Here is a 24,831-nt window from a genome sequence, read left to right as displayed (position 1 = left end):
CGTTTGGAGAGTGAGCCGGCCACAATGCCGCCTTTCCACCGGGACGCCGGCTGGGAAATGGGGAGGGGAACCTCAGTGATCATATCGAGTGGCGCAGAATCCGCCACTGGTCAATCACTGGTCACTCAAGCCCCAGTGCCTCGGTGATCCACTCGCGAACCTGCTTAAGCGTCTGCTGGACGGGTTCAGGGTCCGGCACCTGGGCCGGAACTGGAGCCGCCAGGGCCGCCAGCACAGCGTCGGTCAACTCCGCCTGGTTCCGGGAGACAGGCAGTCCCGAATCGTCAGGCCAGCTCCCGTACAGGCCCCGCTCTTGCCGGTACTCCTCCAGGTCCGGCACATGCAGAACGCAGGGCTTGCCAGTCAACGCCCAGTCAAAAACAATGCTTGAGTAATCAGAGACGAGCACGTCCGCCGCCAGCATGAGGCCCTCAGCATTGGGATACTGGCTGACGTCCACCACTCCTACGCCGTCGGCCCTCAGCTCATTCATGTGGTGGCTACGCACCAGCACCGTGACTCCCGTGCTGGCCGCGAGCGCCACCGGATTAAACAAGCTTGGAGCCGAACGAGGCCCATCCCGCAGGGCCTCTCGCCAGGTAGGGGCGTAGAGCACCACCTTGGTGGCGGCATCAATACCCAACGCACGGCGGGCCTGGAGGCGGACCTTCTCGCCACCAAGCAGGCCCACGTTCCGGGGGTACTCCCCCACGAGCACCTTGCCCTCGTAACCCATCGCGGAGCACAGCCGCTGGCCCGCCTGCTCGGTTTGTGCCAGCAGCAGGTCCCACTGGGACACCTGCCTGGCCATCAGGTGCCGGTACGGCAGCGACACAGTTTGACCAGGTGCATCACGGAGCAGGTGCTTAACCGTACTGCCGTGCCAGGTTTGGAGCACATGCTGCCCCGGTTGCTTGCGGAACCAGTAGGGCAGGTTGTCATTAGTGACGATCACGCGCGCCGTACGCAGCGCCCGGAACCATTGGCACGATCCGGTCACCACCGGCACGCTCCCTCGGGGCGCCGCTCCATCCTCCACAGACCACCACAGCGGCACATTCACGCCGTATTCCTTGAAATCCTGGAAGATCGCGCCCGGGTTGTCTGCCGTGGACCTACCCCTGAAGGACTCGAAAAGCACCGCGTCCACCAGTGGGCCAAAAATCTCCTGGACGAGTTGCTGGCGCCCGTAAGCGGACTGCTCAAAGACGGTCAACGGCGCCGTCAAAGTCAGCACCGCCTCGCCGCCTATTGCCGCACGCAGGCGGGCCCCGTGGGTAGTACCCAGCAGTTTGAGCGTAGCCACCTCCAGGTCTGGAGCCGCCTGGCACCAGCCCTGCTGGTCCGCAGTAAGCCAGCGCAAGCGGTGCCCACCACGTGCCAGCCCAGATTCCTGCAGGTCGACAACAGCGCTTAGCGTGCCGCCCTCCTCAGTGAGGGTGAACGGCACCGTGCCTTGAGACGAGACCGCCTCAAGGCCTGTGAGCTGGCCACCATTCGTCTGCAGCATCAGACGTAGCTTGCAACCTAAGAGGCTGGCTCCTGCCACTATGACGCTCAACTCCGCAAGATCTGAGGGCTGTGGCGCCTCAGAGAGGCTGATACAGGTCTCGCCGTCTTCTCCGGGCCACCAGGTCCAGGCAGTCCCGGAGCAAGCCCCAGGGCACCGGCCCACGGCCTGCGGTGGTGCTGGGAGCCAGGTGCTCAGCTCATGGTCTGCTGCTCGCAGCCGCACCCTGATCTGTGCCTCACCCGCGAGGGCATCAACTGGAATCACCGCACGGAACCCAGATTCGGCGTATGAGGTCCAAGGATCGTTCGCATACAGGTCAGCCTGCGGTGCACCACATGGCGACCAATCGAGCACCTGGGCGTCTCCGTGGCCTGAAACAAGTTCCAGTTGCAGCTCAGTGTCCTGTGGTCTCACACCGTACAGGTAGGCCCTACCAGTGACCTCCAAGCCGTCCTCCACAACCCGCAGGCCGTGGGTGGCGGCGAAGGCACACGAGTCCGCCGCCTGCGGTGTCAGGAGAGAGCCGGGCAGCCCCTCAAGGCGCTCAAGCACCGGCAAAGTAACGCGCAGGCGATCTCCGTAAAACCGGAGCGGGACACTGGTGCCTTCCCTGGCGCGAGCAACCAACAACTCTTCCAGATCTACGCGTTCCCGATGGGCCAAGGCGTGCAGCAGCACTCGATCCACCAGGGGCAGCGAGGACAAGGGCTCCTCCGCGCTCGGCGGCACCAGACTCGCCGCCAAGCCTTGTGCTTCTGCCACTAGCTCACTCGGGAGCGAGCCACAGAGCAAAGCCAACTTGATCAAAGGTCCCGCCAGGGTGCGGCCCAGCACCTCTGTTCGATCGGCCTCAGGCAGGAGCTTCAGCACCCTGGCACGATGGCGCAAGCTCCGCAGCAGCTCCTGTGCCTGGGCTTCCTCCTTGGGCTGGGGCCGCTTGCGCGTCTGACAGAGCTCGCGTCCCAGGCGCTCTGGGTGCCGGGCTCGTGCCAGCAGGTCCAGTGAGAGGTCAGGCAGGTATACCCTCTTCCCGCCGGAACTGAAAGTCTGCTCCCATAAGGCCTTTGACGCGATCACCGTAGCTGGGCTCAAATCGTCAAAGGCCGTGCGAGCACTGCCATTGGCGTCACCCACCGCTGTGCCTCGCCGTGCGCCGACGACGGCGTCGCCAATATTGAGCACGACGCGCCCGTCCTTGAGCACGCCACTACTTAACTGGTCCACGGCACCGTCAAGAAGCATGACAGCGTTCGAGCGAGCCCGCTGCAGCACCTCCAACAGTGCAGAGGCCGACACTGAAAGCGCAACCCCGCGCCGGGGTGCGCGCTCCCCATCAAGCGCGAGCACCTGGATCCTGCGATCTCGCGCAGCTAGCGCTTGGCACCCTGCGGCAGCCTGGCTCTGGGACGGCGCCACCACAATGACCTCAAGGTCACGCTCCGGCTGGTTGAGGACCGAACGGACGGTTGGCTCAACCTGATCCGCACCAGCAGCGATCACAATCACGGTGAACGCTGGCCTAACCATGCGTCTGCTTACCCTTGTGAGAAAACCGCGCGCCCCCATCAGCTCAACGCCAGATACCGCGAGTATCGACCGTTTGCTTGCCTTCCAGCAATGAGCGGTCCAGGTTCTTAAACTCCTTGTGGTCCACCAGCAGAACTACCACATCAGCAGCAGCAATCGCACCCATCACAGAGTCCAAGCGCACATTAGGTAATTCAGCCAGTGCGGCTGGTAGCTCCTCAACGTTGGGCTCAACCGCAAGAATCTGCCCCTGCGGCAATGCCTGTGCAAGACGCTTGGTGATCCCCACAGCCGGCGACTCGCGCAAGTCATCAATATCCGCCTTGAAGGCCAGCCCCAGGCAGGCGACCACCGGCTCCTCCGTTCCCGCCACTGTGTCCAAGACGGCACTGAGCACGTGCTCCGGCTTGGAGTCGTTGACCTCTCGTGCCGCCCGGATCAGGCGTGCCTCCTGCGGCAACGCGGACACAATGAACCAAGGATCAACGGCAATGCAGTGCCCACCAACTCCGGGTCCGGGCTGCAGAATGTTGACCCGTGGATGGCGGTTGGCCAAGCCAATGAGCTCCCACACGTCAATACCCAGACGCTCGCACAGGATGGAGAGCTCGTTTGCGAACGCTATGTTCACGTCCCGAAACGAGTTCTCCACCAACTTCGTCATCTCTGCGGTTCGGGCATCCGTGAGCACAAGCTCACCCTCACAGAACAAGGCATACACCTCGCGGGCGAGCTCGCTGGCTCTGGGCGTCAGACCACCAATGATCCTGTCATTGGACACTATCTCCACCATGATCTGGCCAGGCAGCACCCGCTCGGGGCAGTGCGCAAAGTGCACAACCGGCCGACCTCCGCTGCCATCGACAGAGAGGTCTGGACGCTCCTCCAGGACCACCTGGGCCATGCGCTCGGTGGTCCCGGGAGGAGACGTTGACTCCAGCACCACCAGTTCGTCCCCGTTCAACTGCGGTGCGATGCTGCGCGCCGCTGCCTCAATGAAGGACGGGTCTGCCTGGTGGCCCGCGCCTTTGAAGGGGGTGGGCACTGCGACGATGTACACCGAGGCCGGGGGCGTCTGCTGCTGTGCTCGCAAACGACCGCCACGCACGGCGTCAGCAACTACCTCCCCTAGACCAGCCTCCACGAAGGGAAGCTCGCCGCGATTAACCGCCGCCACATGCCGCTCGGACACGTCAACACCCACAACCTCTGCACCAGCACGGGCGAGCACTGCGGCCGTGGGCAGCCCGATATAGCCCAGTCCAATGACTGCAATCTTCATGAAGCACTCATCGCCTTCCTTGGGGAACTAGGGATGCGGCGGGGAGGCCGCACATTAGAACCCTAGCGGTGACCGTGGGTTCCTTCGAGTCCATCACAACGCTCTCAAAAGGACGGATGACCGCCCGCGTATCGTCGGCCCCGGCCGAGTGCTGGGACACCTGCTGAGCCAGGCCTGACAGGAGCATCGCGGTAGCGCTGCCGCGCTCAGGGTTCAGTTCACCGTCGCCGGCAGCAGGCTCACGGCATCGGGGTTGGCGGCGAGGTACTCCTCGACCGTGTCGTTCTGATACGCCTCGAAGAGCGGCGCGGCCGCGACCTCGTCAATGAGAACGATCGACTGGCCGTCCGCACTCGTGCCCGTGCCCGCCGTCGGCACCGTCATGAAGGTGATGTCGGTGGAGTGAATCCCCGACAGGCTCAGCGCCAGTGACTGCATCTCATCGATGGTGAAACCCTCATCGACCGCGAGCGTCCGGGTGACAGTCGTGAGGAAGTCGTAGAGCCGGCCGGGGTCGGACAGCACCCCGTTGTTGAGGACGGATGCCACCATCGCCCGCATCCACGCCTGCTGGCGCTTGACCCGGTCGAAGTCGCCGTTGGGCAGGGACTTGCGCTCACGGGCGAAGGCGAGGGCCTGCTCACCGTTGAGCTGCTGACTTCCGGCCTCGACGTACGTCCCGGCCAGAGTCGTCGGCTCCTTGAGGTTGATGATGACGCCCCCGATGGCGTCCGTGATGTCACTGAAGGACTCGAAGTCCGCGACGACGACGTGGTCGATGCGCACCCCGGTGAGAGTCTCAACCGTCTGGATGGTGAGGCTCGGGCCCCCGAAGGAGAAGGCCGCGTTGATCTTGTTCTCGCCGTAGCCGGGGATCTCCACCCAGGAGTCGCGCGGGATGGACATGACTGACACGTCCTCGCGGTCCCCGCTGATCTGGATGAGCATCATCGCGTCCGTGCGCTGAGCGCCGACCTCCCACTGGCTGGGGTCACCGGCGCTGATCCGCGAGTCAGAGCCGAGGACGAGGACGTTCGTCGCCGGATCCTCACCGGGGGCGACGACCTGGGCGGGAGCGCGGTCCACCTCAGCAATCGGGCTGAAGGGGTCAGCCAGGGTCTCGATGTTGGACGCGAGACGGTGACGTACCCACAGTCCAGCCGCGGCGGTCCCCGCCACGAGGACGAGGGCGATGACCACGACCGACACGAGCGCCACGCGCCACCGACGCCCGCTCCGCCGACCGCCAGACGGCTCCTCAGCCGCAAGCAGGTCGTCTAACAGGGGGGCACGCTCGTCGCTCATAGCCGCATCACAGCATATGAGGCGCAGGGCTGGGGCCGGGTTTCTACAGGGGAAGGGTCACAGTTGCGCCGCTGCCCTCTCCCAGCACCCTCACACGAGGCGGTACATCCACCCGTAGGGGTCCTCAAGTCGGCCGTACTGGATGCCGGTGAGGCGGTCGTGAATCTCGCGGGTGACCTCGGAGCCGGTGATCGCGACGTCGAAGTCCCTGCCCATGAGCCGCCCGAGGGGGACGACGACGGCGGCGGTGCCGCAGGCGAAGACCTCGGTGACCTTGCCGGAACGGATGTCCTGCACGAGGCCGTCAAGGCTGATGGTCTCCTCGACGACGCGGCGGCCGGCGTCGGTCAGCAGGCGGATGATGGCGGAGCGGGTGCCACCCTCGAGAATGGTGCCGGTCAGGCGCGGGGTGCGCACGGTGCCGTCGGCGTCGACAACCATGACGTTCATGCCGCCGAGCTCCTCGAGGTTGGTCTGGGTGACGTCGTCGAGGAAGCACACCTGGTCGCAGCCCTTGGCGGCCGCCTCCTGCTGCGGCAGCAGGGAGGAGGCGTAGTTGCCCCCGGTCTTGGCGAAGCCGGTGCCGCCACGGCCGGCACGGTGGTAGTCCTGGGTGACCCAGATGCTGATCGGGGTCAGGCCGTGGGTGAAGTAGGCGCCGGACGGGGAGGCGATGACGTAGTAGTCGACGACGTCGGCGGCGTGCACGCCCAGGAAGGCCTCGGAGGCGAACATGAAGGGTCGCAGGTAGAGGGACTCCCCCTCACCCGAGGGCACCCAGGCCTCGTCGGCGCGCACGAGGTCAACCAGGGAGGCGACGACGTCCTCCTCGGCCAGCTCGGGCAGGGCCAGGCGCCGTGCGGAGACCTTGAGACGGGCGGCGTTGTAGCGGGGACGGAAGGTCCACACGGAACCGTCGGCGTGGCGGTAGGCCTTGATGCCCTCGAAGACCTCCTGGCCGTAGTGGAGGACGGCTGCGGCCGGGGAGAGGGCGAGGTCGCCGTAGGGCATGACCTGGTGGCCCGACCAGCCCTCGCCACGCGTCCAACGGGTGTGGACCATGTGGTCGGTGAAGACGGAGCCGAAGTGGAGGTCGCTCAGGACCTGGGCGCGCTCATCGTCGGAGGCGGGCCGGGGGCTGCGGGTCAGGGGGAAACGTCCCGCGAGCGCGTCGGCGTCGGGGAGCGGGACCGCGGCTGCCTGTGACAGGGGCGTGGCGAGGGAGTCGGGGGTGGGGGCTGCAGTCTCAGGCATGCGGGCATGCTACCGCCGGGCTTCGCCGGCGGGCCGCGGGTTCTCGCATTGCGACCCCTGAGGAGGGCCGCGGTAGCCTCAGGCCATGCACGCCAGCGGGCCCACCCTCCAGGTCTTCCGGTCGAACGCGCCAGACGGGCGCCGGACCGCGGCCCCCGGGCGCCATCCCGGTGCCAGCAGCGCACCGGTCAGGACGCGCTGGCGTACCGCCATCATGGGGGCTGTCGCAGCCGCCCTGCTGCTGTCGGCGGGATGCGCCGAGGTTGACCTTGACGGGCTCCTCGCCTCCGACCCGACGGCGACCCCCACCGCCATCGCCGTCCCCAGCGGCATGGTGATGCCCTCGGTCCCCCCGACCGCTCAGCCCACGACGCCGAGTGCGGTGACCGTGTCCTTCCCGGATCTGCCCGGCTACGAGATCCAACCTGAGACGGTCGTCTCGCGCTCGGCCGACTCGGACCTTGCCGGGACATCGACCGTCAGGACCTGGGTCTCACGGCAGACCATGTGTACCGTGCGCGCCGAGGTCACCGCGAGTGCTGCCCTGCTCCTGGCCGGCGGGGACGACCGTTTCATCTCCGGGTCCTGGGCCGATGCCGCCGCTGACTCCTACTCCAGTTATGAGCAGACGTCCCGTCGCCGTCTCGAGGCCACCAACGGCGACACGCCGTTCCGCGGCATCGAAACCGCTTTCACCGCACGAGTGGCCGGTTCCCAGGTGACGGGAAGCTCCTTTGTCCGCGTCTGGTCAGCCGACGGCGTCGTCGTCTCCCTCACCGAGTTGTGCCAGTTCGGTCAGTTCGACCAGGACACGTGGATGACCCTGCGCCACGGAGTGAGGATCGAAGGGCTGACGGGTGCCTCGGCGTGGCCGAGCGGCGAGTCTGAGCCGACCGGTGAGCCGACGCCGACGGGTGAGCCGACGCCGACGGCCACAGCCTCTTCCACTACGGCGTGACGAGCGCCTGACGCTCGGCTGGCCTCACGGCGTCGTGCCCTCGCCTCCCTCACCGGGAACCTGCAGGGGCTCAGTAACGACCGGATCGGCAGGCGACTCAGCAGGCGGGTCGGCGGGCGGCTCCTCCGGCGGCGCGGGCGGGGCACCGCCGTCGGCAGGCGGCACGGGCGGGGCACCGCCGCCGGCAGGCGGCCCAAAGAACTGAGTCTCGCCCTCAACGCCCCCTGGTTGCCCAGCGGCGGGCCGGTCCTGCGGCGCTGCCGGCACCTGACCGGGCGCCTCATGCTCCGTCCCCTCCGTGGCGGCGACCTGCCGGGCGGCGACGTGTGTCTCAGCGGTCACGACGGCCAAGGTGTAGGCGATCAGCGCCTTCTTCAGGTCCTCAACGCTTGTGCCCTTCATGGCCTTGTCGTACGCGGCGCGCGCGGTGGCGATCTCGGACAGGTCATCCGCGGTCGCTGAAGCCCTCACGGCATCGGTGCGCCTGCGGAGGTCCTGAGCGGTGGTCTCGGCGTCGGCCTTGGCCTGGGCAAGTCTTTCAGCGGCATCCAGGGAGGCGCGTGACAAGACGATGGCGTCGCGCTGCAGGGATGCCGTCTGCGAGGCGACGGCCAAGGACGCCTCGTCGGCAGCAGCCGACACCTCGGTCGCACCCGTGAGAAAGGCCGAGACCTCGGAGTCGGTGAGCGGGTTGTCCGTCAGGCCGTCCACGCACCCGGTGAGAGACATACTCACCGCGCCGACGACCAGTAGCACGCGCGCGCCACCGATGCTCAGAGGATTCCTCGCCATACCGGCAATGTAGCGGCCAGCGTGGGCGGGGTGAACAGCATCGAGGTGCGATATCCCTCTCCCCCCGCCCCACCTCCTCGGTTTGCGCTCGAGAGTGCGGTGTTGTGCTGTTGTGGTGTCTCAGGGCATCGGTGGCAGTTCTGCCTCAAGGGCATCGGTGACAGTTCCGGGGTTTGTGGGGGGTGGGGTTTCTGGCCGGTCGTGGCGGTGTGCTCCGGCACACCCCGCCGCGCTGAGCCCGTGACGGTTTGAGCCTGGCGCCGGCATCCGTTGTCGGTCGGCTGCTGGCGGGGCTCGGGGCGTGCCCCGCCGGCTGCCGACAGGGGGGCTCGCACGCTCATGTGACAGGTGTTAACGGTTGCACTGGGGTTTGCCGTGGTGGCCCAAGCTCCCATGTGCACGGGCAACCTCCGTGCACATGGGAGCCGACGCACTGGAGAGCACCAGTCGACGAACCCTAGCAATGGCGCTGTTCTCGACGGCTGCCGAAAAGTGTGAGCGTGCAAGCCCCACCGACGTCCTGAGACACCACAACGGCACAACACCGTGACTCTCGAGAACAAACCGAAGAGTTCGAGGGCAGTTGAGCGCGCGGTGCCTCAGAGGGCTGCGGCGATGGCGTCACCGACCTCGCTGGTCGAGCGCACGAGGGGGGCGCCGGCCTGGGCGGCAGTCGCGCGCGCGGCCATGTCGGCGTCGACGGCGGCGGACACGCGGGCGGCAGCCTCCTCGCGGCCCAGGTGGGTCAGGAGCAGGGCGACGGCGGAGATCGTCGCCGTCGGGTCGGCCAGCCCCTGGCCGGCGATGTCCGGGGCGGAGCCGTGGACCGGCTCGAACATCGAGGGGTACTCCCCCGACGGGTTGAGGTTGCCGGAGGCGGACAGGCCGATGCCGCCGGTGACGGCTCCGGCCTCATCGGTGAGGATGTCGCCGAAGAGGTTGTCGGTGACGATGACGTCGAAACGGTCGGGGTCGGTGACCATGTAGATGGTGGCGGCGTCGATGTGGCAGTAGTCGACGCTCACCTCGGGGTATTCCGCCCCGACGGCCTCGACGATGCGGCGCCACATGTGGCCGGCGTGGACAAGGACGTTGTGCTTGTGCACGAGCGTCAGGTGCTTCTTGCGCGAGTTGGCCTGCTCGAAGGCGTAGCGCACGACCCGCTCGACGCCGTAAGCGGTGTTGACGCTCACCTCGGTGGCGATCTCGTGGGGGGTCCCCTGGCGTACGGCGCCGCCGTTGCCGCAGTACAGGCCCTCGGTGCCCTCACGCACGACGACGAAGTCGATGTCGCCGGGCTCGGCGAGCGGGGTGGGCACGCCCGGGTAGTACCGCGAGGGGCGCAGGTTGACGTAGTGGTCGAGCTCGAAGCGCAGCCGCAGCAGCAGCCCGCGCTCGAGGACGCCGGAGGGGACGCTGGGATCACCGACGGCGCCAAGGAGGATGGCGTCGTGCTCCTTGAGGGCGGCAAGGTCCTCGTCGGTGAGGGTCTCGCCGGTGCGGTGCCAGCGCTCGGCGCCGAGGTCGAAGACGGTAGTCTTAACGGTGGTGCCAGTGCCGGCGAGGGCGGCGTCAAGGACCTTGAGCCCCTCGGGGACGACCTCCTTGCCGATGCCGTCTCCGGGGATCACCGCGAGCTTGAGGGTGTGGGGCGCCTGAGTCATGGGCACAGGCTAGGCCCTAGCCACGATGCGAGACACGCAGTCCACATCCTGGCCACGCCGTCGGACAGCCAACGGGGCGGAGGCAGCCAACCGAGGGCGGGCGGAACCACGCCGTCGGACGGCCAATGAGGGCCGCCGGGCGCGGGTCCGAGTGATGAGCGCCCGGCCCACGCCCATGCCCCTGCCCACGCCCCGTGTTCTAGCATGTCTTCAGCACGGCAAACCCATCGTCGTCCAGATCAGGAGTCCACAGATGCAGAACCCTCCCGTCCCCGAGCCGAGCAGCCCCTACCCCGCCGGGGGCTATGACGCCTACCCGTCGGCTCCCGCCGCCGGTGCCCCGGCCCAGCCCTACGCCCCGTCGGCCCCCGCCGCAGGCGCTCCGCCCCAGTCCTACGCCCCGTCGGCCCCCGCCGCGGGCGCCCCGGCCCAGCCCTACGCCCCGGCGGCCTACGGTCAGCCGACGCCCCCGCCGTACGCCTCGGCCCAGTCGCAGGGGGCCGGATTCTTCAAGGCCCTCTTCGACTTCTCCTTCTCCAACTTCATCACCCTGTCCTTCGCCAAGTTCGTCTACATCGCCTTCATCGCGCTGTCCGTCCTCTTCTGGCTGTTCATCGTGATCTCCGGCTTCTCGCAGGACGTCACCGTCGGATTCATCGCCCTCCTCTTCGGCTGGATCCCGGCCTTCATCTACATCATCCTCATCCGGCTGAGCCTCGAGGTCTCCGTCGCCCTGATCCGCACCGCGCAGAACACCTCTGAGCTGGTCTCCCAGGGCAAGTGACGCCGGCGCACCGAGGCGCGCCCCCCTGCACGAACGTCCCCGTGCGGCCACTGATCAGCCGCACGGGGACGTCGTCGTTCGGGGGGGGGTGCTGGGCGCTCAGTCCAGGCCGAGCTTCTGGCGGGCCATCGCGACAAGCGGCTCGATCTGCTCGCGCGAGGAGTGGTCGTAGCCCTCGGCGATGGAGTCCGCGACCGCCACGGCCCACTCGCCGCGGTGGCGGTATCGCTGCACCCGCTTGGAGAACAGCCGCAGCAGCTTCTCCTCCACCAGGTTCAGTCCCTCGTAGCGCACCCCGCCCTCAACGTAGACGAAGGGGTAGCGCTCCTGAGCCAGTTCGACCTTCGTGAAGGTGGCCGCGGGGACCCTCCAGTCCCGGTCGGGATGCTGCGGGGTCCCGCCATTGGCCCACACGAGCACCTTGCCCGACTGCGCCAGCCCCTCCTTCTCCAGCCGACGGCGGAAGGCCGAGAAGCCGCGGATCCGGCTCATGCGCACGCCCGCGCCGTAAATGATGAGGTCATAGCCGTCCAGGGGCATCGTCCGGGCGCGCTCCCAGGGCACGAGATCGGCGCCGATCGCCTCAGCAACCCATCCCCCGTAGGTGTTGGCGAAGCCGGTGACGGAGTTGTAGATGACGATGGCGCGCGGCGCCGAGGAGTGCTCGGCGTCCTTCTTTGGTGACATGGAGTGCTGTCCTTCGCGGTTGTCGGGCTCTGGGCGCCCGACAACGTAGACAGGCCCGACGACGTCGTCCAGGAAGGCAAGCCTACGCAGGCCGTGGGTGCCGAGCCGGACAGGGCCGCGTGGCGCCCGAGCCCGGCAGACCCACGGAGCCCGACGGCCCCGGGTGGACACAGGCCCACACGACGGCGAGGGCGCCGCCTCCCGAAGGAGACGGCGCCCTGGTCCGACAGGAGCGGCTGAGCGGTGCGCTCAGCGGGCCGGGCCGGCTGACCGGCTCAGCGAGCGACAGAGCCCTCGACATAGTCCTTGTCGAGGTCCGCACGCCAGGAGAACATCGAGCGGACCTCACGGCCGACCTTCTCGATCGGGTGGCCCTCGCCCTTGGCCCGCAGCTCTTTGAACTCGGGGCCGCCGGCGGCCTGGTCACCCATGAAGCGCTGGGCGAAGGAGCCGTTCTGGATGTCCGCGAGGACCTCCTTCATGTGCTCCTTGACATCCGGGGTGATGACGCGCGGGCCGGAGACGTAGTCGCCGTACTCGGCGGTGTCGGAGATGGACCAGCGCTGCTTGGAGATGCCGCCCTCGACGATGAGGTCGACGATGAGCTTGAGCTCGTGCAGGACCTCGAAGTAGGCCATCTCCGGCTGGTAGCCGGCCTCGACCAGCGTCTCGAAGCCGTACTGGATGAGCTGGGAGGTGCCTCCGCACAGGACGGCCTGCTCGCCGAAGAGGTCCGTCTCGGTCTCCTCGCGGAACGTGGTCTTGATGGCGCCCGCGCGGGTACCGCCGATGGCCTTGGCGTAGGACAGCGCGGTCTGCCAGGCCTGGCCGCTGGCGTCCTGCTCGACGCACACGAGCACCGGGACACCGCGCCCGCCCTCGAACTCACGGCGCACCGTGTGGCCGGGGCCCTTCGGGGCGACCATGACGACGTCGATGTCCGCGGCCGGCTTGATGTAGCCGAAGTGGATGTTGAACCCGTGGGAGAAGAGCAGGGCCGAGCCGGGCTTGATGTTCGGCTCGATCTGCTCGGTGTACAGCGTCGCCTGGACCTGGTCCGGGGCGAGCACGACGATGACGTCACCCCAGGCGACGGCCTCAGCGACGGGCTTGACCGGCAGTCCGGCCTCCTGCGCCTTGGCGATCGAGGCGGATCCCTCACGCAGGCCGACGACGACCTCGACGCCCGAGTCGCGCAGGTTGAGCGCGTGGGCGTGTCCCTGGGAGCCGTAGCCGATGACCGCGACCTTCTTGGACTGGATGACGGACAGGTCGGCGTCGTCGTCGTAGAACTTCTCAGCTGCCATGGTGGATTCTCACTTTTCCTTGAGTTGATCTGTGATGGAACGGGGGCCACGCGTGATGGCGACGGCGCCGGACTGGACGATCTCCTTGACCCCGTAGGGCCCCAGGGCGTCCAGCAGCGCCCTGACCTTGGACTCCGAGCCCACGGTCTCGATGACCACGGAGGTCGGGCTGACGTCGACGACGTGCGCCCTGAACAGGTCCACGATCTGCAGCACCGCGGTGCGGTTGCCGTCGTCGGCACGGACCTTGATGAGGTAGAGCTCGCGGCCGACGGAGGTCTCGGGGTCGAGCTCGACAATCTTGAGCACGTTGACGAGCTTGTTGAGCTGCTTCGTCACCTGTTCCATGGCCAGGCCCTCGGCGTCGGCGATCACCGTGATGCGCGAGATGTCCTCGTGCTCGGTGGGGCCCACGGCCAGGGAGTGGATGTTGAAGCCGCGTCGGGTGAACAGGGCCGACACGCGCGTGAGCACGCCGGGCTTGTTCTCCACCAGGACAGACAGCGTGCGCTTCTCGCTCACGTCTCTCACTCCTCTTCCCATGTGGGGCTCATGCCCCGGGCGATCTGGATCTCGTCGTTGGACACACCGGCCGCGACCATCGGCCAGACCTGGGAGTCCGCAGACACGATGAAGTCGATGACGACGGGGCGGTCGTTGATCGCGTTGGCCTGGGCGATGACGTCGTCGACGTCCTCCAGGCGTTCGCAGCGCAGTCCGACGGCGCCGTACGCTTCCGCGAGCGTGACGAAGTCGGGGACCCTGACCGTGCCGGCCCCGGTGTGCAGGTCCGTGTTGGAGTAGCGCTGCCCGTAGAAGAGCGTCTGCCACTGGCGCACCATGCCCAGGGACGAGTTGTTGATGATGGCAACCTTGATCGGGATGTCGTTGAGCGCGGCCGTGGCCAGCTCCTGGTTGGTCATCTGGAAGCAGCCGTCGCCGTCGATGAGCCACACCGGCCGCTCGGGCGCCCCGACCTTGGCGCCCATCGCCGCGGGGACGCCGTAGCCCATGGTGCCGGCGCCGGCGGAGGTGAGCCAGGAGCGCGAGCGGTTGAACTTCAGGTAGTGGGCGGACCACATCTGGTGCTGGCCGACGCCGGTGACCCAGATCGTGTCCTCGGGCGCCTTGGCGGCCAGGTGGTTGATGACCTCCTGCGGCTGGAGGAGACCGTCGTCGGTGTCCGTCCACTCGGTGGGGTAGGTCATGCGGATGTGGGTGACCTCGGTGAGCCACTGGTCGACGTCGGCGCGCGGCTCCGCGGCGAACTGCTCGCGGCAGGCGGCGGTCAGGGCCGGGATGACGTCCTTGAGGTCGCCGACGATGGGGACGTCGGCGGTGCGGATCTTGGAGATCTCCGCCGGGTCGACGTCGACGTGAATGACGCTGGCACGTCGGGCGAAGGTGTCGACCTTGCCGGTGACGCGGTCGTCGAAGCGGGCCCCAAGACACACGAGCAGGTCCGCTCGCTGCAGGGCGCCGACGGCGGCGACGGTGCCGTGCATACCCGGCATGCCCAGGTTGAGCGGGTGGTCGGTGGGCATCGCGTCCAGCGCCGTGAGGGTCGTGGTGAAGGGCACGCCGATGAGGTCGACGAGCTCGGTGAGCGCCTCGGTGGAGACCCCGGAGCGGTTGAGGCCGCCGCCCAGGTAGAGCACGGGGCGCTCGGCGCTGGCGATGGCCTCCGCGGCCTGCTGGATGCGGCGCTGGTTGGGCCTGCCGGGCAGGGTGTAGCCGCGAAGGTCGAGCTTCTTGGGAACCCGGTACTCGATGAGGCCCTCCTGGGCGTTCTTCGAGACGTCGATGAGCACGGGGCCCGGGCGGCCGGTGGCGGCGAGGTGGAAGGCCTCGGCAACACGGGCGGGGATCTCCTCGGCGTCGGTGACGAGGTAGGAGTGCTTGACGAAGGGCATCGTCGCGCCGACGATGTCCGCTTCCTGGAAGGCGTCGGTCCCGATCGCACGGGCGCTGACCTGCCCGGTGATGGCCACCATGGGCACCGAGTCCATGTGGGCGTCACCGATGGCGGTGATGAGGTTGGTGGCGCCGGGGCCGGAGGTGGCCACGCACACGCCCACACGCCCGGTGACCATCGCGTAGCCCTGGGCCGCATGGCCTGCACCCTGCTCGTGGCGCACGAGGATGTGGCGGATCTTCTCGCTGGCGAGCAGTGGGTCGTAGAAGGGGAGGATGGCGCCTCCGGGCATGCCGAAGATGTCCGTCACCCCGACGTCCTCAAGAGCGCGTACCAGCGCGGCCGCTCCTGTCATCACCTGCCGGCCGTCGGCCGACGGTGCGTCTGCGCGTGCCATCATGCCCTCCTGTGTGCTGGGGTCGGCGGCCCACCGCTCTCGCTCGGGCCCGTGCCGCCAACGTTATGCCGTCCCACGATCCGAGTCATACCGCGGGCCTCATGTCTCATATCGTGGGACCACGGAGTGTGTGGGGGTGTGCTCGAGCGGCCGCCCGCACAACCGTTCACACCGATGTGTGCGACAGCACGAGCAGCACACCCCGAGGCGGACCGAAGTCCAGTCTCCGCGCACCCGTGCCAATGAGACAATCCCTGCGGTCACCGCACCATTCTCTACCCATGCCCGGATCCACCGTCTGGGCGAACGAAAGGCTGGCGCACCACCGTGGTCCCCGTCCTCAACCACCTGGCGGACAACCCCGTCCTTGTGCTGTTCCTTCTCATCGGTCTCGGCATGCTCGTGGGGCACATCAAAGTCAAGGGCGTGAGCCTCGGCGCGGCGGCCGTACTCTTCGCCGGCATCGCCCTGGCCGCATGGGGCGTGTCCCAGGGCGTCACCATCGAGGTCCCCTCCCCCCTGGGCATTCTCGGCCTGGCGGTCTTCACCTTCGCCATCGGCGTCCAGTCCGGCCCCAACTTCTTCCACGTCATCCGCACCGCGGTCGGGCCCCTGGCGCTCATGCTTCTCGTCTTCATCGCCGCAGCCGCCGCGGGCGTCGGCGTCGGCCGTCTGCTGGGCATGAACTCCGCTCTTATCGCGGGAACCTTCGCCGGGGCGATCACCAACACCCCGTCCCTGGCGGCCGCGGGCAACGCCGCCACGCTGGCGGGCAACCCCAACGGCGCCGCCATCGCCACCGTCGGCTACGCCGTCGCCTACCTCTACGGCGTCATCGGGATGCTCTTCTTCACCCTGCTGGCGCTGCGCTACCGGCGCTCGGACAAGGACAAGCCCTCGCCGCTGACGAACCGCACGATCCGCGTTGAGCGCGACGACTCCCCCATGATCGGCGACATCCTCACCACGGTGTCGGGCGAGCTGCGCTTCTCCCGCCTGCGCCGCGGCGAGACGGGGCCGATCACTCGCCCCGTGGCGGAGGACCGCGTCAACCGCGACGACCTCGTCACGGTCGTCGGGACCCAGGAGGCCGTTGCCCAGGTCATCAAGGCGCTGGGGCACGGCTCCTCCCACTCCCTCATCGAGGACCGCCGCTACCTCGACTTCCGCCGCATCACGGTCTCCGACCCGAAGATCGCGGGCCGCACGATCGCCGACCTCGCCGTCGACCACACCTTCGGCGCGACGATCTCGCGCGTGCGCCGCGGTGACACCGACATGGTCGGCACCCCCGACCTCGTCCTCCAGCTCGGCGACCGCGTGCGCGTCGTCGCCCCGACGGGCCGGATGAAGGACATCTCGGCGTTCTTCGGGGACTCCGCCCGTGGCCTGTCCTCCATCAACCCCGTCGCCCTCGGCCTGGGCATGGCCCTGGGCGTCTTCATCGGTGAGTGGAAGTTCCTGACCCCCACCGGCGCGACCTTCTCCATCGGCTCGGCGGCGGGCACGCTGCTCGTCGGCCTCGTCTTCGGCAAGATCGGCAGGATCAAGGGGCTCGTCACCGCTCTGCCCTTCACGGCGACCGCGGTGCTCTCCGAGCTCGGCCTGCTCATCTTCCTCGCACAGGCCGGCACGAAGGCCGGTGGGCAGATCGCCAACGCCTTCACCGGTGGTGACTGGTGGAAGATCCTGATCACCGGCATCGTCATCACGACCATTGCCGGCCTGGGGATCTATGCCTCCATGCGGTGGATCGTCAAGATGGGCGGCACGCGCCTGTCGGGTCTCCTGGGCGGTGCCCAGACTCAGCCCGCGGTCCTGGCCTTCGCCAACGAGCGCACCGGCGCCGACCCGCGCGTCGCCCTCGGCTACGCCATGGTCTACCCCGTGGCCATGATCGCCAAGATCTTCATCGCCCAGATCCTCGGCGGCCTGTAAGCACCGTCGTCCACCGTCGTCGGCATCACGCGCGCGCACCGCGGCGCCTCGGCCCCCGCGAGTTCGGCAACTGGCCCCAGGTGCTGGCCATTATCGAGCCGTCCTGACGGATCCCCACCCCCGCCCTCGCCGAACTCCTGTCGGATATGTCGTGGGCACCGGCGTCGCGTAGCCCCCACCCCCGCCTCCGCCGAACTCCTCGGTTCGCTCTCGAACGTACGGTGTTGTGCCGTACGTTCGAGAGCAGAGCGAGTGCTTGGGGGCCAGCGGCCCGCTGTAGGCCCGCCGATGGACGAGCTGTGCGCACCAGGACGGGTGTATTCCAGCCCCGCCACACTAGCAGCGCCGCCTGGACGAGCTGTGCGCACCAGGACGGGTGCGTCCCGTCGCGGCGCCCAGAGGACTCGACGACTGGCGTCGATCTCGTTCCCCGGAAGTCGATCTCGTTGCGCAGGTTTTGATCTCGTTGCCCAGGAGTTGATCTCGTTCCTCCAACGAACGAGGTGGAACGCCGGGGAACGAGATGGATGGGCGAGGAACGAGGTGGAGCGCTGGGGAACGAGATGGATGGGCTCGACGTCCTCCAAGCCACCCAGGCCCCAGGCCCGGGCCTAGCCACGATCACGCCAGGCGATCACCGTCGTACGCACCCCCTACCCGCCTAGCGATCTCCTGGGTTGCTCAGGAGTTGATCTCGTTGCGCAGGTTTTGATCTCGTTGCCCAGGTTTTGATCTCGTTCCTCCAACGAACGAGATGGAACGCCGGGGAACGAGATGGATGGACGAGGAACGAGATGGATGGGCGAGGAACGAGATGGATGGGCGAGGAACGAGATGGAACGCTGAGGAACGAGATGGATGGGCTCGACGTCCTCCAAGCCACCCAGGCCCCAGGCCCGGGCCTAGCCACGATCACGCCAGGCGATCACCGTCGTACGCACCCCCTACCCGCCTAGCGATCTCCTGGGTTGCTCAGGAGTTGATCTCGTTGCGCAGGTTTTGATCTCGTTGCCCAGGTTTTGATCTCGTTCCTCCAACGAACGAGATGGAACGCCGGGGAACGAGATGGATGGACGAGGAACGAGATGGATGGGCTCTCTCGTCCTCCAAGCCGCCCAGGCCCCGGGCCTGGCCACGATCACGTCCGGCGATCACCGTCGTACACGGCACCCCCACCCGCCTAGCGATCTTCTGGGTTGCTCAGAAATCGATCTCGTTGCGCAGGTTTTGATCTCGTTGCCCAGGAGTTGATCTCGTTCCTCCAACGAACGAGATGGAACGCTGGGGAACGAGATGGATGGGCGAGGAACGCGATGGAACGCCGGGGAACGAGATGGATGGGCTCGACGTCCTCCAAGCCACCCAGGCCCCAGGCCTGGTCACGCACACGTCCGGCGATCACCGTCGTACACACCCCCACCCGCCTGGCGATCTCCTGGTTCGTCAGTCCCTCGGCAGCCAGCAGCGTGATCCGCCCCCGCCGGGCAAGGCCAGGAGCAGGATGATTGGCCGCAACCCAACGATCCAACCCACGCAACCGTTGAGAAACCAACGACACGCACCAAGACAAGCAATGACATGTTCTCGCGGCGGGGTGTCCACACGGCGGACATGAGCGGCACCCACGCTCAACCTGCCAGGAGGAAACGCCGTGATTCCGGGAAACCCGGCGGCGTCGCCGTCGGGAATCAGCGCCCATGTCCGCCGTGTGGACACGACCACGGCCCACAACCGACGACCGAGCCTGCCGGACTCACCCGAAGAGGACATCCGCGGCCACCCGCATGTGCTGAGACCTGAGGCGAAGAATCAGGCGTCAGCGTGAAAGGTCGGGCCTCAGCGGAGAGGGCTGGGTTCAGGGGCTCAGCGGGCGGGGACGACAAGGGGCACGGAGGTCGGCACGTCGTGCCGCCAGTTGCGGTCGGTGAGGATACGAGCCATCGCCAGCCCAACGCCGATCGCCGTGATGACGAAGAACACCTCCGTGAGGTTGGTGGCGGCGGCGCCGATGGCGACGTGCGCGTCCACCGTCTGGTCGTTGAGGGCCGAGACCGCACGGTAGAAGGGGACCCCGGGGATCATGATGACGACTGCGGGCACCGACAGCGCCACACGTGACAGGGAGGCACGCGACACAAAGGCCTGGGACAACAGGCCAATCGTCACCGCCGCCAGACCGACCGCGAGCTGCCACGGCACACCCATCTCATCGATGAGGACAAGACGGCCAGTGTTAGCGATGGCGCCGACGATGGCCGCCAGGCCGGCCGCCCGGGGGGTGGCGTTGAAGAGGATCGCGAAGCCGTAGGCCGCGACGAAGGAGCACAGCGCTCGCAGCGCGTACAGGAGCAGGCCCTCGGGGACGTAGCTGTAGGTTGCCTCCACCTCCCAGTCGAAGATGAAGGTCACCGTCCACACGGAGACGCCTGCGGCCGCCATGACGAGCAGGACGTAGGAGGCGCGCGAGACGGCGGAGGAGAAGTCCTGACGGGCGAGGTCGAGCATGGCCGTCACCAGCGGGAAGCCGGGGATGAGGAACAGGATCGAGGAGATGATGCCACCCTGGTGGTTGCCGGAGGCCAATCCAACAAGGTCGATGAGGCTGGCGACGCCCATGTAGAGCCCTGAGGCGACGACGCCGCACACGATCCAGGTGAAGAAGTGCTGGAAGTGGCGCTCGAGCATCTGGCGGCGCACCGCCTGGCCAACGGTGGCGGCCAGGAGCACGGCCAGGCACTCGACCCAGCCGCCCTGGTTGAGGAAGCAGAAGCCTGCACAAGCGACGCCGGAGGCCACGGCGTTGGCGACGTCGCCATACAGGGGACGCATCGCCACGATCTCGTCGAGCCGCTCGTCGAGGTGCTCCACGGTCTCGTGCGCACGCAGGTCATGGACGAGGCGGCGAAGAGCCTCGAGGCGTGCAACGTTGACGCCGACCCGGCGAACCTCGGCGGCCTCAGTGCGGAAACGGTCCCCCACGTACGAGGAGGTGACGATCTCCGTCATCGTCACGGTGGCCTCATGCCGATCGAGGCCGACGGCGGCCGCGGCCTTCGCCATCGAGGACTTCACGCGGTACGAGCCGGCACCAGAGGCGAGCATGAGCTTGCCCAGGCGCAAGACGACGCCCGATTGATGCATGAGCCTGTCGGCGTCGAGCGGAGGTTCAGAAACGGCTGGGGAGGCTGGGTCAGGAGTATGTGTCACGTGCCCATGCTGCCCGAGCACCGCCGAAAGCACCCCTTGGCAAGGCGGGTGAGGCGGGTGGTGGTCGCCACTGCCGCCGGTGTGTGTGCTTGTGGCCTGGAGTTTCTTGGTGTGGTCTCGAAGGTGGGGCAGCTCGAAGGTGGGGCAGATGGTCGTGTTTTTGGGGGCTGGGGTGGGCCGGGGGCTGGGGTGGGCCGGGGGCTGGGGTTGGGTGTTGGGTGGTGTGTGCCTGGGGTTTCTGGGGCTTGTGTGGTTGGGTGTGTCGCGCGGGCCGCCCTGCCACCGCGTCCCCCTGGGTGTGTGGGGGACGGTGGCAGGGCGGCGTGTGTGGTGTGTGTCCGGCGGTGTCCTGCTCTCCCGCACCCTGGCGGGTGCAGTACCATCGGCGCTGGGGGTCTTAGCTTCCGGGTTCGGTATGGGGCCGGGCGTGGCTCCCCCGCTGTGACCACCGGGACGTCTATGGGGTTGTGTGTGTGCCGCACCCTGGCGCGCCGGCCTGGTGCCGGGCTGCCCCTCCTGGCTGGTGCGCGCACAGTGACTTGTGCGTGTGCGTGTGTGGGGGGGGGGTGGGTGTGTTGTGGCGGCCTGCCCACACGTGCCCACAGTGTTTGTGGGTGTGTGTGGGTGTGTGGTGGGGTGGGTTGGTCCTGAGACCGTACAGTGGACGCGGGCTCTGGTGCCCTGGTTGCGGTCCCCCCTCTCGAAGTGTGTTGGGGGGTGTGTGTTGTTTGTGTCGGCCTGTTAGTACCGGTCGGCTTGCAGGTCCTTGCGGGCCTTCCACGTCCGGCCTATCGACCCAGTGGTCTGCTGGGGGCCTTCCAACCACCCCCGGGGGGGGTGGTTGTGGATACCTTGTCTTGAGGGTGGTTTCCCGCTTAGATGCTTTCAGCGGTTACCCGTGCCGAACGTGGCCAACCAGCCGTGCCCCGGGCGGGACAACTGGCACACCAGAGGTTCGTCCGTCCCGGTCCTCTCGTACTGGGGACAGGTCCTCTCAAGTATCCTGCGCGCGCAGAGGATAGGGACCGAACTGTCTCACGACGTTCTGAACCCAGCTCGCGTACCGCTTTAATGGGCGAACAGCCCAACCCTTGGGACCTGCTCCAGCCCCAGGATGCGACGAGCCGACATCGAGGTGCCAAACCATGCCGTCGATATGGACTCTTGGGCAGGATCAGCCTGTTATCCCCGGGGTACCTTTTATCCGTTGAGCGACGACCCACCCACTCGGGATCGCCGGATCACTAGTTCCTGCTTTCGCACCTGCCCGACCTGTCGGTCTCGCAGTCAAGCCCCCTTGTGCACTTGCACTCGACACCTGGTTGCCGACCAGGCTGAGGGGACCTTTGAGCGCCTCCGTTACTCTTTAGGAGGCAACCGCCCCAGTTAAACTACCCACCAGGCACTGTCCCTGGCCCGGCTCACGGGCCGAGGTTCAGGCGCACGCCACGGCCAGAGTGGTATCTCAACGACGACTCCACGACCGCTGGCGCGGCCGTCTCGCGGTCTCCCACCTATCCTGCACAAGCCGTGGCGGGCGCCAATACCAAGCTGTAGTAAAGGTCCCGGGGTCTTTCCGTCCTTCTGCGCGTAACGAGCATCTTTACTCGTAGTGCAATTTCGCCGAGCTCATGGTGGAGACAGCGGGGAAGTCGTTACGCCATTCGTGCAGGTCGGAACTTACCCGACAAGGAATTTCGCTACCTTAGGATGGTTATAGTTACCACCGCCGTTTACTGGGGCTTGAACTCGCCGCTTCACCCCTGGGGGTTGACGGCTCCTCTTGACCTTCCAGCACCGGGCAGGCGTCAGTCCGTATACATCGCCTTGCGGCTTCGCACGGACCTGTGTTTTTGATAAACAGTCGCTCCCCCCTGGTCTCTGCGGCCCTCACCCCCAGCCCGCTGCGGGCCTCAGGGCTCGGGCCCCCCTTCTCCCGAAGTTACGGGGGCATTTTGCCGAGTTCCTTCACCATGATTCTCTCGTGCGCCTAGGCATGCTCTGCCCGACCACCTGTGTCGGTTTAGGGTACGGGCGGCTGGCACCATCGCGTCGAGGCTTTTCTCGGCACCCCAGGATCACCCTGCTTCCCAGCACAACCGTGCCGGTCACCATCACGCCTCACCCTCGTCATCAAAGACAGCCGCCCGGATTTGCCTGGGCGGCGGGCCGCGCGCTTGGACGGGCCAAGCCATCAGGCCCGCGGAGGCTACCACTGTGCGTCACCCCTGTTAACACGCTTGCCTACCTGCACGGAGGGTCCCCAGACCCCGGCCCACCACCACCACCAGCCGGCCGAGGCCGGACCCGGTGGCAGCAATAACGTGGGACCCGGGGCGTGGGTCAGCACCCGCGCGTCAGCATGGGCGGTGCTTCGCCGGTACGGGAATATCAACCCGTCGTCCATCGACTACGCCTGTCGGCCTCGCCTTAGGTCCCGACTCACCCAGGGCGGACTAGCCTGGCCCTGGAACCCTTGGTCATTCGGCGCTAGGGCTTCCCACCCTAGTATCGCTACTCATGCCTGCATTCTCACTCCCGCACCGTCCACCCCTGGGTCACCCCGGGGCTTCACCCGGTGCAGGACGCTCCCCTACCACCCACCACCCCTGACAACCACCCCCAAGGAGGGGGGCCGGTCGTGGGGACCGTGTGGCAGGCCCGCGGCTTCGGCGGTGCGCTTGAGCCCCGCTACATTGTCGGCGCACGACCACTTGACCAGTGAGCTATTACGCACTCTTTCAAGGATGGCTGCTTCTAAGCCAACCTCCTGGTTGTCCACGCGGCCGCACATCCTTTCCCACTTAGCACACGCTTAGGGGCCTTAGCCGACGGTCTGGGCTGTTTCCCTCTCGACCACGGAGCTTATCCCCCGCGGTCTCACTGCCCCGCTCCCACCCGACCGGCATTCGGAGTTTGGCTGACGTCAGTAACCCTGTGGGGCCCATCAGCCACCCAGTAGCTCTACCTCCGGCGGGAAGCACGGGACGCTGCACCTAAATGCATTTCGGGGGAGAACCAGCTATCACGGAGTTTGATTGGCCTTTCACCCCTACCCACAGCTCATCCCCCCAGTTTTCAACCTAGGTGGGTCCGGTCCTCCACACGCTCTTACACGCGCCTCAACCTGGCCATGGGTAGATCACCCCGCTTCGGGTCTAGACCGCGCCACTACAAACGCCCTGTTCGGACTCGCTCTCGCTACGGCTCCCCCAGGCGGGTTAACCTCGCGACACGGCACTAACTCGCAGGCTCATTCTTCAATAGGCACGCCATCACCCCCCACCCCCCGGCAAAGGGAGGCCAGCAAGGGCTCTGACGGCTTGCAAGCGCCCGGTTTCAGGTACTGTTTCACTCCCCTCCCGGGGTACTTTTCACCATTCCCTCACGGTACTCATCCGCTATCGGTCACCAGGAGGTATTCAGGCAGCCAAGTGGTCTTGGCAGATTCACACAGGATTCCACGGGCCCCGTGCTACTCGGGAGCACGCGCACACAGCCGGCACGGTTTCACCTACGGGGCTCTCACCCACTACGGCCCCCCATCCCAGAGGGTTCGGCTACCACACCAGTTTCTCACTGCGCCCAGCACCGGCAGGCACTGGAGACACGCGTCCCACAACCCCGCGGCGGCAACCCCTGCCGGGTGATCACACCACCACGGTTTAACCATCCTCCGCTTTCGCTCGCCACTACTCACGGAATATCTTCTCCTACGGGTACTAAGATGTTTCACTTCCCCGCGTCACCCCCCACACCCTATGAAATTCAGGCGCAGGTGACACGACATAACTCGTGCCGGGTCCCCCCATTCGGACACCCTCGGATCACAGCCCGTCAGCCGGCTCCCCGAGGCTTATCGCAGGCCACCACGTCCTTCATCGGCCCCTGATGCCAAGGCATCCACCGAACGCTCAAAAAAACAAACAAAACACACGCACCCACCACACAAGGCAGCGGGCACGCGTCCACAAAGAACAAAGATGCTCGCGTCCACTATACAGTTCACAACCAACCCACCCACAACCCCCCAAACCACCAACCAGCCCCCCAAGCAACAACAAGGGAGGACCCGGCCAGCAGCCACAGGAGGGCCCGGGCCACCAGGGCGCACTGCCCCAGACCCCGACAGCGTGCCACCCCCACCACAACCCCCCACACCGGGGGGCCGCACGCGGGGCGGCCACCACACCCACCCCGGCCCCCCCCCAAGCAAAAAGGGAGGGCGACAGGGCCCGGGCACAGCAGCCGGTCCTCCATGCACACAGCGCTTCCAGCACCCACCAGACCAGCACCCCGCA

14 protein-coding genes and 2 rRNA genes are annotated in these 24,831 nt (G+C 67.1%); 3 read left to right on the top strand and 13 right to left on the bottom strand.

All coding sequences use genetic code 11. The features are described 5' to 3' along the window. Positions 1–121: 121 nt before the first annotated feature. From ID810_RS03750 to ID810_RS03735, 4 genes are all read right to left on the bottom strand, one after another. Complete coding sequence (locus ID810_RS03750; protein WP_166855702.1) at positions 122–2,860, bottom strand: CDP-glycerol glycerophosphotransferase family protein; 2,739 nt, start codon at positions 2,858–2,860, stop codon at positions 122–124. 223 nt (positions 2,861–3,083) lie between these two features. After that, complete coding sequence (gene wecC / locus ID810_RS03745; RefSeq protein WP_166855704.1) at positions 3,084–4,322, bottom strand: UDP-N-acetyl-D-mannosamine dehydrogenase; 1,239 nt, start codon at positions 4,320–4,322, stop codon at positions 3,084–3,086. 213 nt (positions 4,323–4,535) lie between these two features. After that, positions 4,536–5,627, bottom strand: coding sequence for an LCP family protein (locus ID810_RS03740; RefSeq protein ID WP_166855706.1), 1,092 nt, complete (start codon positions 5,625–5,627; stop codon positions 4,536–4,538). Between the two features lie 90 nt (positions 5,628–5,717). Further along, a complete protein-coding gene (locus ID810_RS03735; protein ID WP_166855708.1) occupies positions 5,718–6,881 on the bottom strand; it encodes a branched-chain amino acid aminotransferase in 1,164 nt (387 codons plus the stop codon). An 85-nt stretch (positions 6,882–6,966) separates the two neighbouring features. Between ID810_RS03735 and ID810_RS03730 the strand changes: the two genes are divergently transcribed. Next, on the top strand, positions 6,967–7,839 hold the full coding sequence (locus ID810_RS03730; RefSeq protein WP_166855710.1) for a gametogenetin: 873 nt from the start codon (positions 6,967–6,969) through the stop codon (positions 7,837–7,839). A gap of 24 nt (positions 7,840–7,863) precedes the next feature. Here the strand turns inward: ID810_RS03730 and ID810_RS03725 are convergent, their stop codons facing one another. Next, positions 7,864–8,631, bottom strand: a complete 768-nt coding sequence (locus tag ID810_RS03725) for a hypothetical protein (RefSeq protein ID WP_166855712.1) — start codon at positions 8,629–8,631, stop codon at positions 7,864–7,866. A 599-nt stretch (positions 8,632–9,230) separates the two neighbouring features. Further along, on the bottom strand, positions 9,231–10,295 hold the full coding sequence (locus tag ID810_RS03720) for a 3-isopropylmalate dehydrogenase (protein ID WP_166855714.1): 1,065 nt from the start codon (positions 10,293–10,295) through the stop codon (positions 9,231–9,233). Between the two features lie 253 nt (positions 10,296–10,548). Between ID810_RS03720 and ID810_RS03715 the strand changes: the two genes are divergently transcribed. Next, positions 10,549–11,079, top strand: a complete 531-nt coding sequence (locus ID810_RS03715; protein WP_166855716.1) for a DUF4282 domain-containing protein — start codon at positions 10,549–10,551, stop codon at positions 11,077–11,079. Positions 11,080–11,178: 99 nt separating this feature from the next. Here ID810_RS03715 and ID810_RS03710 read toward each other — a convergent pair whose 3' ends face one another. From ID810_RS03710 to ID810_RS03695, 4 genes are all read right to left on the bottom strand, one after another. Further along, a complete protein-coding gene (locus tag ID810_RS03710) occupies positions 11,179–11,766 on the bottom strand; it encodes a flavodoxin domain-containing protein (RefSeq protein ID WP_166855718.1) in 588 nt (195 codons plus the stop codon). Between the two features lie 275 nt (positions 11,767–12,041). Further along, positions 12,042–13,073: a ketol-acid reductoisomerase gene (gene ilvC / locus ID810_RS03705; RefSeq protein ID WP_166855719.1), complete on the bottom strand. Its 1,032-nt coding sequence runs from the start codon at positions 13,071–13,073 to the stop codon at positions 12,042–12,044. A 9-nt stretch (positions 13,074–13,082) separates the two neighbouring features. Then, entirely contained in the window at positions 13,083–13,595 is a 513-nt protein-coding gene (gene ilvN / locus ID810_RS03700; RefSeq protein WP_166855721.1) for an acetolactate synthase small subunit, read from the bottom strand. Positions 13,596–13,600: 5 nt separating this feature from the next. Beyond that, on the bottom strand, positions 13,601–15,385 hold the full coding sequence (locus tag ID810_RS03695) for an acetolactate synthase large subunit (RefSeq protein ID WP_166855723.1): 1,785 nt from the start codon (positions 15,383–15,385) through the stop codon (positions 13,601–13,603). A gap of 327 nt (positions 15,386–15,712) precedes the next feature. On the opposite strand from ID810_RS03695, the gene ID810_RS03690 reads away from it, so the two are divergent. After that, positions 15,713–17,323: an aspartate:alanine exchanger family transporter gene (locus ID810_RS03690; protein ID WP_166855725.1), complete on the top strand. Its 1,611-nt coding sequence runs from the start codon at positions 15,713–15,715 to the stop codon at positions 17,321–17,323. A gap of 1,863 nt (positions 17,324–19,186) precedes the next feature. Here ID810_RS03690 and ID810_RS03685 read toward each other — a convergent pair. The 3 genes from ID810_RS03685 to ID810_RS03675 all read right to left on the bottom strand — a co-directional run bounded on the left by ID810_RS03685 (position 19,187) and on the right by ID810_RS03675 (position 24,460). Then, positions 19,187–20,464 (bottom strand): threonine/serine exporter family protein, encoded by a 1,278-nt coding sequence (locus ID810_RS03685; RefSeq protein ID WP_188232581.1) that lies wholly within the window; start codon positions 20,462–20,464, stop codon positions 19,187–19,189. A 402-nt stretch (positions 20,465–20,866) separates the two neighbouring features. Then, a 5S ribosomal RNA gene (gene rrf / locus ID810_RS03680) occupies positions 20,867–20,983 on the bottom strand. Positions 20,984–21,252: 269 nt separating this feature from the next. After that, positions 21,253–24,460, bottom strand: a 23S ribosomal RNA gene (locus tag ID810_RS03675). Between the last annotated feature and the right edge of the window lie 371 nt (positions 24,461–24,831).

This window comes from Actinomyces respiraculi (genome assembly GCF_014595995.2).
GTDB classification, from domain to species: Bacteria; Actinomycetota; Actinomycetes; order Actinomycetales; family Actinomycetaceae; genus Actinomyces; species Actinomyces respiraculi.
Note: the sequence above shows the minus strand (reverse complement) of the source record. Positions and strands in the feature narration are given on the sequence as shown.